The sequence below is a fragment of the Chryseobacterium carnipullorum genome (assembly GCF_900142785.1).
Lineage (GTDB): Bacteria > Bacteroidota > Bacteroidia > Flavobacteriales > Weeksellaceae > Chryseobacterium > Chryseobacterium carnipullorum.
On the sequence record NZ_FRCD01000015.1, the window covers coordinates 53669 to 66832 of the forward strand.

The following is a 13164-nucleotide window of genomic DNA, read 5'->3' on the forward strand; positions in this document are numbered from 1 at the left end:
TGTTACAGAAAAAATGAAAAAGATCATTCCCCTGCTTATCATTACAACAGTTATTGCCATGACTTTATATACGTTTTACTCGTATATTTATTTATCTCCCGGCACAACTGTTTCGCCTCAGCAAAAGACCGAGTACGTCAAACACCATATTTCAATCGCTGTTCATGCAGGATTTGGTGCAGTAGCCTTACTTTCAGGTATGTTTCAACTAATGAAAAGATTTCGGGAAAAATTTCCTGCAGCAAATATTACTTTACGAAGAATATATTATTTTTCAGTATGCATTAGTGCCGTTACGGGTCTCTACGTGGCAACGTATGCTCAAGGTGGTTTAGTAAATAAAATAGGCTTTTTTCTCCTTGATCTCATTTGGATTTTATCAATAATTCAGGCGGCTGTTGCTGATAAGAAAGATGATATGCCTGCCTTTAGAATTTGGATAGTCCGCAATTATGCGCTTACATTTGCATCGGTAACTTTGCGCTTATGGCTGGTATTGATCTGGAATAGGTACAGTTTTGAGTATTCTCATTTTTCTGAAGTATATCAAACATTAGGCTTTCTTTGCTGGGTTCCCAATCTGATTTTTATTGAATGGTTCTATCTGAGTAAAATAAAATATCAGCCAAGGTAAAATGTGAGTTTACACAATTTCCATTCCAGTATCCGGGCTCTCTTATGAAGAATTCTAACCTACTGGCCTTTCATTTACTGATCATAGATCTTATGAAAACCCATGTTCGAGAGACTACAAAAAGACAGCGTAACTTCATGAGTACGCTGTCTTTTTGAAAAAAATCATTTATCAATTATTTAACGAATAACTATACTTCAAATAGTATTTAATTAAAGAATATGCTCTTTCTCCTCTGCTTTCCATTCCTGATTTTCCATGCATGATAGCAGCTTGGTACATCAAATTGCCACTTCGGAAGTATTAAAACAATCAGGATCACATCAATATGAGAAAAAAGTCCTAATCCTATGGTGAGGTAAAAAGCCCAGCCCGCTTCCTGAAATCCTACTAAATATGTAAATGCAATCAGTAAACTCAATCCCCACATTTTCGAGATAAATGCATGAGTACACGTTTCTTTTCCAAATTTCCAGATGCTTATTATATAGCAAAGGGCTTCCATAATGAGGAGTAAAAGAATTCCCGGCCATTCATTTTTAATTAATTCAGGATTCAGAAAATAAGAGGCAAACCCCAGTGAAAGCCAGAAAATAAGATCTGTCTGGCTGTCCAGTCTTCTTAATTTTTCTGAGGAAACACCCACTTTTCGTGCAATAATTCCATCAAAGATGTCGGTTAATAGTCCGAAATACATCAATGCTACAATTAAAAATCTTGATTCTATGCCTTTGAAATACGCTAATAACAAAATGATTGGAGCAAGGATAAACCTGATTCCGATAAGCAGATAGGGTAACTTTTTCATAACTTTTTATTTTTAAAATTCCAGTTGATCAAAGGCATTTTTCTTTTTCCATTTTCATTCCAAAAGCCAATCTGTATTCCCTGTGAATCTTTACAAACATTAATTAAAGCCACCTGAATGCCTCTGCACTTTTGACTTACATTCGCAAAAGTAGAAATGGCGGCACCTTTTGTGGTATGATGAAAATTGTATAATGGTGAAATGGCAACTCCATTGATCACGGAAGGTGCGCCTATATTACTTGATAAGCTTAATTCCAAACCGTTAGTCACCGTAGGCTCCATATTAACAATAGATAGTTGCATCCCATTAATTGTATTCATTTTATCAGGTAAAGGTTCTGAACCAATATCATTAATTCCCCAGTTATCGATGGATGTAATATTGACAAGAAACAGTACGGGAAAGAAAATCCCTAAACCATTAAAGCCTAGCTCAACCCCATTAATTTTCTTAGGCTGTATTTCCTGATCAATCTCATCGTAATATTTAATGAGCATTCCATTCACATTTTTAGTTGCCTTCGAAGGTGAAAAAGCAATAAACTTTGGCTTATCCAAATTAGCATTTAAACTGTCCTGAGCATTGATGATACATACCATAAAAAAGCTGATCATCATTAAAAATTTTGTTTTCATAATTTTCAATTTTAAAATCCTATTTTTAATTTTCCGTAAACATTATCTTTATGGGTAAGTCTAAACGTAATCCCTGCCGTGAATCCTTGTATTTTCACATTACTGTTGTTATAAGATTTTGAATATCCTATTCCAATATCACAGGAATTAAATAATGATATTCCGACTACAGAATAGGCATGGGAGAAAGAAGAGCCCGCCTTAACAAATAAAAGTGTTCCTATATTATAACTCAAATGCAGGTCCGGAATTCCGTGTATTTTACCCTGATCGCCTACTACTCCATACCCTGTTCCTAAAAAAAGTTTATCCTGATTTTCACCTCCATCCATCAGAATAAATTCTACCCCTCCACGCAATACATGTTTGCTGGCATAAGAATAATCTATATAATAAATCGGCTGGATCTTTTGTTGTGCTTTCACCTTTAATAATAAAAACAGGCATGATATGGCAAGAATTATTTTGTGTTTCATTTCTTAAATATTTCTTCAAATTTGAAAAGAATATTCACTTTCTTAAATGTGATAAACCATTAACATTTTGCTTACATTTGTGAAAATCACAAAAGCATGTATCAGGAACTTTTACTTAAGGAAATTCGCAGAAAAATTGGTGACAAATCTTTGAATGATGAGATTGCCAATATTCTCAATATAAGTTATGATGCATCGCATAGAAGAACCTCTCTGAAAGCAAAGTTCAGTTTTGAAGAAGGCTTGGAACTGGCCAGATATTATCAGATTTCTCTCGATCAATTGATCACTTCAGACCAGCAGCTGTTGGTTCGGAAAACTTCAGTGGTAAACGAAACGGAAGATTTACAGTCGTTTTTTCAGAATAATCTCAGCATTTTTGAAAATCTGCCGCTTTCTGATGAGATGACCATTTATTATTCTGCTAAGGATATTCCCTTCTTTTATACGCTTTCAGACACTCTCCTTTCCCGCTTTAAAATTTATGTCTGGATGAATCTGCTGAATGCAAAACAGGTTTTTATTCCTTTTATGCAATTTTCGCCTCCTCATTTTGAATCCAATACTCAGGAACTCAAGAAAAAATATGAAGCACAAAATATAGTGGAACTGTGGAATGACAGGACTATTTCCAGTATTCTGCAGCAGATCTTATTTTATTATGAAACCGGACTTTTACAAAAAAATGAAGCTGAAATTATTCTGAAAGAACTGAAAGAATTGATAGAGTATATTGAACAAAAGACAGAAAACAATCCAAAATTTCAATTGTATGAAAATGAACTGATGCATCTGTCCAATGACATCTTTTTTCATCATCCGCAACAATCACTTTTTGCCTTACCGGCGAATATGTTTGGCTATATTTTGATTAATGATGCAAAAACGTGTATTGAAACCCGAAATTATTTTGAACATCAGATCAAGAATTCAAAATCTCTGAATACTTCCGGCAACCGTGACCGAAAAATATTTTTCAATAAAATGTACCAGCAGATTGAACATTTAAAACAAAAACTGTAATATGAAAAACCTTCATAATGGTGAATTTTTTGGACAGACCAATGAAACCCTTCGTTTTGATGGGCTGACCATTACAGATACGGAATATACCCATCCTTACGTGGACTGGCATTATCATGAAAATGCTTATTTCACATTTCTGCTGCAGGGCAATATGACGGAAGGGAATAAAAAAGAAATCTATGACTGTCCGGCAGGCACACTGCTCTATCACCATTGGGAAGATGCCCATTACAATATTAAACCCGACCTATTTACGAGAGGGTTTCATCTGGAAGTTACTGAAAACTGGTTTAAAAAATTTCAGCTCTCAAAAGATTCTATCGAAGGAAGTTTTAATTTGAAAAATCCAGCTTTAAAATTGTTAATGTACAGGATTTTCAGAGAAACGAAATTGAATGATCTTTCTTTTGAACTGTCTGTTCATGAACTTTTGCTGAATATTTTCGGTGAATTATCAAATAAGGTTCAACCTCATGATAAAAAGCCTGGCTGGGTACGCAGGATTGATGAAATTTTACATGAAAACTTTACGGAAAAACTGAATCTGACAGACCTTTCTACCACATTGGATGTGCACCCGGTCCATCTGAGCCGGGATTTTCAGAAACATTTCCATTGCAGTTTGGGAGCGTATATCAGACAACTAAAGGTCAATAAATCTTTAACCCTTCTCAATACTTATCCTTCTTTAGCTGAAGTGGCTCTGGAATGTGGTTTTACAGATCAAAGTCATTTTATAAGATCGTTTAAAGAACATACGGGAATCACTCCATTACAGTACAAAAAACTACTTATAAAGTAATAATGTTAATTTCATTCTATTTTCTATCAACACTTGTTCTTACTTTTGTTCAGATAAAAAAATAAAATGAAATCTATTCTCCTTTTTGTTATACTTCTTAGTTTTGGACTTTCTTCAGGTCAGTCACAAAATGTTACAGATCCCGATGCCATCATTCAACCCATTCATAAAAAATACAACAACCAAATTGTTTTTCTCGATAAAACAATATCTCCGGACCAGATAAAAGAATCTGATTTCCTCAAAACGATGGTGTTTCAGGAAGATAAAGATCTTGATATCCGCATATTTATGGATAATTCTTTAGTCAATTATCTACATCAGATTGATCCCGCTTTATCCACTGACGAATTACTCAAAAAAGGAAATTATCAATTCAGTTTCTCTGTAGACGGAAAATTAATTTATACAGAAAATTTAAATACCGGAGCAGGATTACCGGAAGACAAAAAGAAGAAAACGACTTTTAGAATTCCTTTATTAAGTTCAAAAAATGAGGATTCATGGGGGAAATATATGTGGATGAGATTTTATCTGGGCAATGGCGGAATTGATGCATTGACAGAAGGAAATCATGTATTAAAAATTGAAATAAAACCTTATTTAAAAATGCCATCACTAAAGGTTGGCAATACCATTGCATCAGGTGAAATTCAATTAACAGTTCCTCACAAAAATACTTCGGAGCAGCAGGTGGCCATTCAAAAAATAAAACCCAACAGCGGATGGAAAGTGTCTGATGAAAAATTTGATCAGGAAAAAATCAGGCTTTTAAATACAAAAATTGCAGAGAACAGGTTCAGAGATATCACCAGTATTGTGGTCATTAAAAATGAAAAGCTTCTTTTGGAGGAATATTTCAGCCAGTCAGGAAGAGATTCTTTGCAGGATACACGGTCCGTGGGTAAATCTTTTGCCTCAACTTTGATGGGTATAGCTATTAAAGACGGGTATTTTAAAAATGAGAATCTCATGCTGAAAGAATTCTATGATTTAAAGAAATCCGAAAATTATTCTTCCAGCAAAGATAGTGTGACGATAAAAAGTCTGTTAACGATGAGCTCAGGTTTTGACGGAAATGATGCAGATGAGGAATCTCCGGGAAATGAAGAAAATATGTATCCTACAAAAAATTGGGTGAAGTTCGTCCTGGATTTACCCACTACAGAAAACAAGCCTGAAAAAAACTGGAGCTACTTTACAGCAGGTGTGGTACTTACAGGTGATATTTTGGATCAGAAAGTTCCAAAAGGTCTTGAAAACTATGCCGGAAAAAAGTTATTTCAACCTCTTGGAATCACAAACTACAAATGGCAGTTTACGCCTCAGCAGAAGCCTTCTCTGGCTGGTGGACTTCGTATGAGAACATTGGATTTTGCAAAATTCGGACAGCTTTATAAAAATAACGGGATGTGGAAGGGTCAGAATATTATTGATAAAAATTGGGTAAAGAAATCTTTCACCAATTACTTCACGGACAATCAGGATTTCGAAGGCTATGGGTATTTATTCTGGAGAAAAGTTTATAAAGTCGGAAACCAAAGTTTTGAGACGTATCAATCCAGTGGAAACGGGGGAAATAAAATTATTATTTTCAAAGAAATCCCACTTGTCATCGTTATTACGGCAAAAGCTTACAACAAATCTTACGCTCATTTACAGGCGGATAAAATCGTTGAGGAATATCTGTTGCCCGCTGTTTATCATAAGTAATGAATAAGAAGTAACCTTCAATAAAAGATGAGTGATTAGCAATAGTCACTCATCTTTTTTCACAATGTTCTATTCTGAAAGGGTTCCCCTGTATTTGCAGCTTTGCCAGAAGATAGAATTCTCTCAGATGGAGAGCCATTTATATCCTAAAATCCGTACATAGATACTTTGTCGTTCAGGGTAAAGATAAGATTGTTTCAGGAAACCCATGGTTCAGCATCGGAAATTATTTCGTAGCTCCGTCTGGATACCATCCTGTCTGTATGTATTATTACGATGTAAAAATTAGAAATAAATTGGTTTTCCACGAAGGAAGAGCACAGGAAAATAATCGCTTCTGATCCTGTAAAGGCCAAAACGGGGAAATATTTCCTGATAAGTAATGTGAAAGAAGGGAAGTTTCAGATCTGCTATCTGAAAAACTGATTATTCGTCTTTTTTAGAGGACACTAAAAAAACATCGATAAGTCCTTCCGGAAGTTGCATTTTGATGAATCGTTCTTCTCTGTCTACCTCAAGAATCCAGTCTTTAATGATAGGAATCACTACTTCTTTTCCATCAAGATTGGTTACGAAATAGTTTTGGGCAGTCTGGTCGTTCACAGATCGTATGACACCGCATTCTTTGCCATTTTCATCAAGGATATCGAAACCGATGATCTCATGATAGTAAAACTGTTTTCCGGTAAGTTTCGGAAGTGTGGCAAGCGGTAAATAAACGCTTTTTCCCAGAGACTGATCTACTAATGCTTCAGAAGAATTTTTGAAAGCAAGGTTCAGCGCATCGTTTTTGCTCCACGCTGATCTTTCAATAAAAAAAGGAACCAATAATCCGTTGATTTCAACGAATATTGATTCCAATTTATTGTAAAGCTCGGGTTGATCGGTATCCAGTTTAAGGATAACGTTTCCCGCAAGGCCATGTCTGCGTGTGATTTTTCCTAGTAAATAGCAATCTTCTTTACGCATACAGGTATTTTTTAAGCTTCAGTGTTTTCTTCAGTTTCAGCAGCAGGAGCTTCTCCTTCTGTAGCTTCTACAACTTCTTCAGCAGGTGCGTTAGCAGCTTCTTCAGCAGCTTTAGCATCAGCTTCAACTTGTGCAGCAGCAGCCACTCTAGCTTCGTTTACTTTAACTTCAGCATCTAAAGCAGCTTTCTTAGCGTCAGCCTGAGCTTTAGTTAAACCTTCTACTTTACCTTGTACTTTTTGTTCTTTAGATTCTAACCAAGCACCGAATCTTTTTTCAGCTTCAGCTTCGTCAAAAGCACCTTTAGCAACTCCACCTTGTAAGTGTTTTTTGTAAAGGGCACCTTTATAAGAAAGGATCGCTCTTGCAGTATCAGTTGGCTGAGCACCGTTGTTTAACCACTTTACAGCAGCATCAACGTTCAAATCGATAGTAGCAGGGTTAGTAATTGGGTTGTAAGTTCCTAGTTTCTCGATGAATCTACCATCTCTTCTAGCTCTAGAATCTGCAACCACGATGTGGAAAAAAGGCTTACCTTTTTTACCGTGTCTTTGTAATCTGATTTTTACTGACATAATGTTGTGAATTTTACGGGAACTCGTCCCAGTTAAATATTTAAGAGTGCAAAGATAAATAAAAAATTTTATCCGACAATTATTAAATGTAACAATTTATCAATCTCTCAATGTAACCGTTTTTTGGACTTTCTTATCAAGAAATCATTGCTACATTGTTATATTATTAGATTGGTATATTAATCTACTTTTCCCATATAGAAAAGCCCCAGACATTTTTGATTTTCTTCAATGGTCAAAGAGTCTTTAAGGTGATTGACAAGACCTGGAGAACTCCAGTAACTGCCTACATTATTGGCTGTACACGTTAAATACATATTTTGTACGGCCATAGAAACGGCTGCGATTTCTTCCCATTCAGGAACCATTCCACTGAAATTAACGACAATAGAAATAACAGCATCTGCTTTATTGATTTTAAAGCCGATATCCTGGTATTTTTTCTCTAAAAAAGTCTGCTCGGATTGTGTAGCCTTGTAAATAGCCTGCATTTCTGATGCCAGCTTAGCCTTTTCCTCCCCTTTGAACATCTTAAAACGCCAGGGTTTTGTACGCTTATGATTCGGGGCTAATGTTGCTGAATGGAGTATTTCCTCTATAATTTCCTGAGATATTTCGGTTTCAGAATAATCTTTCGGGAATATACTTCTTCTTTGTTCTATGATTTCTTTTAAAATTTCCGCTTTATTCATACTGCAAATTTACAATATGTAATTGAATGCATTACATTGATTTAAGCCTGATTTTTCAACAATGCGTTCCGGTTTTTATACACTTTATAGTGTGTGAATAAAAATGTGAATACAATGACCATGACTGCTCCCCGGGAAATCCATAGCTCCAAGCCATCAGGGACAGATCCCGGAAATGATAAGTAGAGAAGACACACAGTGTACGTGAGTCCGGCATTGATCCAGGAACGTTCCGGATCAGGATAAGCTTTTATTGTCATTGGCTGGTTATATCTCAGAATAGGAATCAGCTTATGATGGTCCCAGATCAGTAATATAATCACAGCAATCATCATGAGAGACGTGATGACCCATGTTCCGGTAAAGGAAAGACTGATGGTAATGATCCATATATTGCTTAATATTGCTAAAAACATCAGAGTTCCAAGAAGGGCCAACCGCTGAGTCATCAGCAAAATTCCAGCGATAATCTGAGAAAGTCCTAAAAAATTCCAGTAAAATCCTGTCTGATACATGGCTTCAAAGAAGTACCCTATTGGTGTATCTGTTGAAAGGACGGTAAATCTGTTTCCGATTAATTTTGTCAGTCCGGAAGGAAAAAAAGCAAATCCTACCAAATAGCGTAAGTGGATCATCACCCACTGATTAAATCTATTGGTTCGTAATTTTTCAAAGGTCATGGTGTTCGGATGGCAGGGTTGAGTTTTGGGTTATTGGTTTTAGGGTAGTATTAGTGTTTGCCGGTTGCTAAAATCACTATAAAAATCTTTGCAGTAGCATCTTTATTCTTTATTCTTTATTCTTTATTCTCATGTCTAATATCTCATGTCTCTTATCTCTTATCTCTTATCTCTTATCTCTTATCTCTATCAAATCACCTCCACAATCTCCTGATGAATATTATTCAAGGTAAAAGCATCGCCGGACTTCATTCCCATCATCTTTTTGGCCATTGGGCTTTCGGGCGAGATGGCATAAAAACGGTCTCCTTCAAAAAAGAATTCTCCTAATGAAACTGAAATATAGAACCGGGCCTTGTTGGTGATCACCAAAGAACCCAGCTGTATCATTTCTGTGGAATTATTCAGAACCTTTGACATATTTCTTTTAAGGTCATTCAAAGCTCCCAGCTGGCGCTGCATCTGGTAAATCTCTTCCTGCATTTCCTCTCTCATGCTGTCATATTTTGGCGTCTTTTTAATATCACGACTTGCTTCCAGGGTGAACTCTATGAAATTTTTAAGTTTTTCAATTTTCTCAGAGATAACTGTTTTGACATAATTTCTTATATCACTTTTCACAAATACGATCTTCTCCATAAATCTAATCTTTACATAAAGATAATAATTTTTTAAAATAACAATTGATATTTTCGTTCTCGATAAAAACAAGTAAGAATTTCCTAAAAAAACTGATAATGTGGAGTCCTAAAATGGGTTACTATTGATGTTATGGATTAAACAGTTTTTTTGGCTCTTAAAAAATGGACACAAAAAAACCTTGTATTTCTACAAGGCTTATATTTCTTTATTTTTCAGAGATTTTCTTAAGGTCTCCCAGTCCCTGGTCAAACATGGTTTTCATATTCATATCCATCATGGGTTTCATGATTTTCATCACCGTATTCAATTCATTGTCTATCGACCACGTAACTTTTGTTCCGTTTCCTTCAGGTGTCAAAACAAATTTTGCAACAGCGTTACCTTCAAAAGGTTTGATAAAATGAAGTTGAGTTACCAGTTTATCATTGGGTACAATTTCGGTAATGGACTGCTCACCCTCTCCTACTTTATCATTGCCTTTCCAGTGGTAGGAATCTCCAACTTTATCACCAGTTCCGGAATAGGTGATGACAATATCTTTATCGGCTTTTGAAAATGGATCCCATACATTGTATTCTTTTAATGAACCTACGTGCTGCCAAACTTTTTCTGTCGGAGCATTGATGACTACTGATTTTTCAAAGTGATAATTCTTACTGAAAGCCAGCATGGCTATCACTGCGTATACAACAACTAAAAGGATGATTACGCCAAGAATTTTTAAGAGTGTTTTCATAGTTTTGATATTTTGTGTTACTTGTTTTATTTTTTCACCTTAAAAACTGAGAAACAGGAGCCCTGTCAATGGTCAGTATTTTATGATTTATTGTTTTCAAAATTAGTCATTCCACCCTTTTCGTCTCTTTTCATATGACAAGATTATTAAAGATAAAGCATTTTTGTCACATCCTGATATCGGGGCATTATTTTTGTGCATTTCAGCTGTGATTCCCAATGAATCATTAAATTTACCTTACCTAAAAATCGAACAATGAATATTTTAACAGAGAAATTTACGACACCATATCACTCAGCACCTTTCAATGATATTAAAAATGAAGATTTTCTTCCTGCATTTAAGGAACTGATCAAAAAATCTGAAGATGAAATTAATGACATTGTCAGCAATTCCGAGGCACCCACTTTTGAAAATGTCATTGAAGCTTTGGCCTATTCGGGAGAACAGCTTGATGTGGTTTCCAATATCTTTTTCAATTTGAATTCTGCGGAAACAAGTGATGAAATTCAAAAGCTGGCTCAGGAAATTTCTCCGCTTTTAACTGAATATTCTTCAAAGATCTCTCAAAACGAACCTCTTTTCAATAAGATCAAAAAAGTATACGACGAAAAAGAACAATATCATCTTAATGAGGAGCAGAAAATGCTTTTGAACGAAACGTACAAAGGTTTTGTAAGAAGCGGTGCTCTGCTGAATGAAGAGGATAAAGAAAAACTACAGAAGATCAACATGGATCTGTCTTTAAAGTCACTGCAGTTCGGGCAGAATGTTTTAGCATCTACCAATGCTTATTTCAAACAGATCACGAATAAGGAAGATCTGGCAGGAATTCCGGAGGCTATTCTCGACCAATATGCGGAGGAAGCGAAAGAAAGGGAACTTGAAGGCTGGGTGGTTACTTTGCAGTATCCAAGCTATATTCCTTTCATGACGTATGCTGAGAACCGTGAACTGAGAAAGGAAATTGCTCTGGCAAGTGGTAAAAAATCTTTTGACGGAGGAGAATTTGACAATCAGGAACTGATTAAGGAACTTCTTCAATTAAAACAGCAAAAAGCAGAATTATTAGGCTATCAAAACTATGCAGATTATGTTCTGGAAGAAAGAATGGCCAAATCTCCGGTGAAAGTTTTTGATTTTTTAAATGAACTTTTAACGAAAGCGAAACCTTATGCAGACCAGGAGATTGAGGAATTAAGATCTTTGGCTAAAGCTGACGGAATTGAGGAACTACAGGGCTATGACCATACTTTCTATGCTGAAAAGCTCCGCAAACAGAAATATGATTTCAATGATGAGGAACTGAAGCCTTATTTCCCATTGGATCAGGTACAGGATGCTGTTTTCGGACTGGCCGGAAAACTTTTTGGACTTCACTTTAAGGAAAGAAATGATATTGAAAAATACCATGAGGAGGTGAAGGTGTATGAAGTTTCTGAGGCTGGAAGTGTGCAAGCTGAAGAAAAGTTCAAAGCTTTACTCTATGTAGATTATTTCCCAAGAAAAGGCAAAAGAGCCGGAGCCTGGATGACGAGCTATAAAAATCAGTATAAAAAAGACGGTGAAAACTCCCGTCCGCATATTTCTATCGTTTGTAATTTCAGCAAACCAACAAAAGACACTCCTAGTTTACTGACTTTCCAGGAAGTAACCACTTTATTCCATGAATTCGGACATGCCCTTCACGGAATCATGGCCGATACACAATATCCAAGTCTTTCCGGAACTTCTGTAAAATGGGATTTTGTGGAACTGCCTTCTCAGTTTCTTGAGAATTTCTGCTATGAACCTGAATTTTTAAAGACGTTTGCCAAACATTATAAAACCGGGGAAATACTTCCTGATGAAAAGATCGAAAAGATCGAGCAGTCCAAAAACTTTATGGAAGGTTACCAAACGATGAGACAGCTTGGTTTCGGACTTCTGGATATGAGCTACCATACAAAGGTGGCAGAACTGGAAGGTGAAAGCGTGAAAGCGTTTGAGGATAAGTACACGAAGGCAACAACGCTTTATCCTACCAATCCGGAAACAGCGATGAGTCCTAGTTTCTCTCATATTTTCCAGGGTGGATACTCTGCGGGTTACTATTCTTACAAATGGGCTGAAGTTCTGGATGCAGATGCGTTCCAGTATTTTAAGGAAACCGGAATTTTCAATCCGGAAACTGCTGCAAAATATAAAGTTCTTCTTTCTTCAGGCGGAACAAAAGACCCGATGGAGTTATATAAAAGTTTCAGGGGAAGTGAGCCGAAAGTGGAGAGCTTGCTGAAGAGAGCGTTTGGATAAAATAGCGGGATACGACGATGATACAGGAATTGAATCAGCTAGGAATTATTTTTAGACAATCATTAGAAATAACCCTTAGTACTATTGGTCATGAAGATATTGATCTTATTTTAGATAACCGGGATGAGGCGGAATTTTCAAACGCATGGACGCAGGCGTATCAATCTTTCGAACAGAAAATAATGGGTCCTGAAATAAAGACTACCATTGATGAGATCCGAAAGGAAATGTTTATGCTCACCTTCGGAATTACCAAGTCATCTGACTTATCTGCCTATATTTCTGATGATATTGATCTTATTTGTTCCTGTTATGTTCACGGTGGTGAAAACAATTGGATAGCCCATTTACTTTTTACTTATCTCCACCATCAGATTCCGCAAGGAAAGCTGATAGAAACAGATCAAACATTAAATGACTTAATCAAAGGAGCTACTGAAAGGTAGCTTCTTTTTGAAATACAATACATAATAATCTGGGG

At 36.1% G+C, this 13164-nt stretch carries 15 protein-coding genes; 6 read left to right on the plus strand and 9 right to left on the minus strand.

Annotated elements, in window-relative coordinates:
- The first annotated feature begins 13 nt into the window (after positions 1 to 13).
- On the plus strand, positions 14 to 634 hold the full coding sequence (locus BUC06_RS16560) for a DUF2306 domain-containing protein (protein ID WP_083564107.1): 621 nt from the start codon (positions 14 to 16) through the stop codon (positions 632 to 634).
- Between the two features lie 208 nt (positions 635 to 842).
- On the opposite strand, the gene BUC06_RS16565 is transcribed toward BUC06_RS16560, so the two are convergent.
- Genes BUC06_RS16565 through BUC06_RS16575 form a run of 3 tightly spaced genes read right to left on the minus strand, consistent with a single transcriptional unit; the run spans position 843 to position 2556 of the window.
- Positions 843 to 1442 carry a CDP-alcohol phosphatidyltransferase family protein gene (locus BUC06_RS16565; protein ID WP_073335134.1) on the minus strand — a complete coding sequence of 200 codons (600 nt, stop codon included), beginning with the start codon at positions 1440 to 1442 and terminating at the stop codon, positions 843 to 845.
- Positions 1439 to 2080 carry a hypothetical protein gene (locus BUC06_RS16570; protein WP_073335135.1) on the minus strand — a complete coding sequence of 214 codons (642 nt, stop codon included), beginning with the start codon at positions 2078 to 2080 and terminating at the stop codon, positions 1439 to 1441. The genes BUC06_RS16565 and BUC06_RS16570 overlap by 4 nt, the downstream gene beginning before the upstream one ends.
- Before the next feature lie 11 nt (positions 2081 to 2091).
- Positions 2092 to 2556 carry a hypothetical protein gene (locus BUC06_RS16575; RefSeq protein ID WP_073335136.1) on the minus strand — a complete coding sequence of 155 codons (465 nt, stop codon included), beginning with the start codon at positions 2554 to 2556 and terminating at the stop codon, positions 2092 to 2094.
- A gap of 96 nt (positions 2557 to 2652) precedes the next feature.
- On the opposite strand from BUC06_RS16575, the gene BUC06_RS16580 reads away from it, so the two are divergent.
- The 3 genes from BUC06_RS16580 to BUC06_RS16590 all read left to right on the plus strand — a co-directional run bounded on the left by BUC06_RS16580 (position 2653) and on the right by BUC06_RS16590 (position 6097).
- Entirely contained in the window at positions 2653 to 3579 is a 927-nt protein-coding gene (locus BUC06_RS16580; protein WP_073335137.1) for a transcriptional regulator, read from the plus strand.
- 1 nt (position 3580) lies between these two features.
- Entirely contained in the window at positions 3581 to 4384 is an 804-nt protein-coding gene (locus tag BUC06_RS16585; protein ID WP_073335138.1) for an AraC family transcriptional regulator, read from the plus strand.
- A 66-nt stretch (positions 4385 to 4450) separates the two neighbouring features.
- Positions 4451 to 6097: a serine hydrolase domain-containing protein gene (locus tag BUC06_RS16590; protein ID WP_073335139.1), complete on the plus strand. Its 1647-nt coding sequence runs from the start codon at positions 4451 to 4453 to the stop codon at positions 6095 to 6097.
- Positions 6098 to 6523: 426 nt separating this feature from the next.
- Here the strand turns inward: BUC06_RS16590 and rimM are convergent, their stop codons facing one another.
- The 6 genes from rimM to BUC06_RS16620 form a co-directional block, all read right to left on the minus strand.
- The gene (rimM, locus tag BUC06_RS16595; protein WP_073335140.1) at positions 6524 to 7066 is read right to left on the minus strand and encodes a ribosome maturation factor RimM; all 543 of its coding nucleotides are present in this window, start codon (positions 7064 to 7066) and stop codon (positions 6524 to 6526) included.
- An 11-nt stretch (positions 7067 to 7077) separates the two neighbouring features.
- Complete coding sequence (locus tag BUC06_RS16600; protein WP_073335141.1) at positions 7078 to 7641, minus strand: 30S ribosomal protein S16; 564 nt, start codon at positions 7639 to 7641, stop codon at positions 7078 to 7080.
- 179 nt (positions 7642 to 7820) lie between these two features.
- Positions 7821 to 8333 (minus strand): nitroreductase family protein, encoded by a 513-nt coding sequence (locus BUC06_RS16605; RefSeq protein ID WP_073335142.1) that lies wholly within the window; start codon positions 8331 to 8333, stop codon positions 7821 to 7823.
- A gap of 41 nt (positions 8334 to 8374) precedes the next feature.
- Positions 8375 to 9013 carry a DoxX family protein gene (locus BUC06_RS16610; RefSeq protein ID WP_073335143.1) on the minus strand — a complete coding sequence of 213 codons (639 nt, stop codon included), beginning with the start codon at positions 9011 to 9013 and terminating at the stop codon, positions 8375 to 8377.
- Between the two features lie 189 nt (positions 9014 to 9202).
- Positions 9203 to 9652: a hypothetical protein gene (locus BUC06_RS16615; protein ID WP_073335144.1), complete on the minus strand. Its 450-nt coding sequence runs from the start codon at positions 9650 to 9652 to the stop codon at positions 9203 to 9205.
- Between the two features lie 208 nt (positions 9653 to 9860).
- Positions 9861 to 10391 carry an SRPBCC family protein gene (locus tag BUC06_RS16620; RefSeq protein WP_073335145.1) on the minus strand — a complete coding sequence of 177 codons (531 nt, stop codon included), beginning with the start codon at positions 10389 to 10391 and terminating at the stop codon, positions 9861 to 9863.
- A 255-nt stretch (positions 10392 to 10646) separates the two neighbouring features.
- On the opposite strand from BUC06_RS16620, the gene BUC06_RS16625 reads away from it, so the two are divergent.
- Both BUC06_RS16625 and BUC06_RS16630 read left to right on the plus strand, forming a co-directional pair.
- Positions 10647 to 12683, plus strand: coding sequence for a M3 family metallopeptidase (locus tag BUC06_RS16625; protein WP_073335146.1), 2037 nt, complete (start codon positions 10647 to 10649; stop codon positions 12681 to 12683).
- Between the two features lie 17 nt (positions 12684 to 12700).
- Positions 12701 to 13129, plus strand: a complete 429-nt coding sequence (locus BUC06_RS16630) for a hypothetical protein (RefSeq protein WP_073335147.1) — start codon at positions 12701 to 12703, stop codon at positions 13127 to 13129.
- The last annotated feature ends 35 nt before the right edge of the window (positions 13130 to 13164 follow it).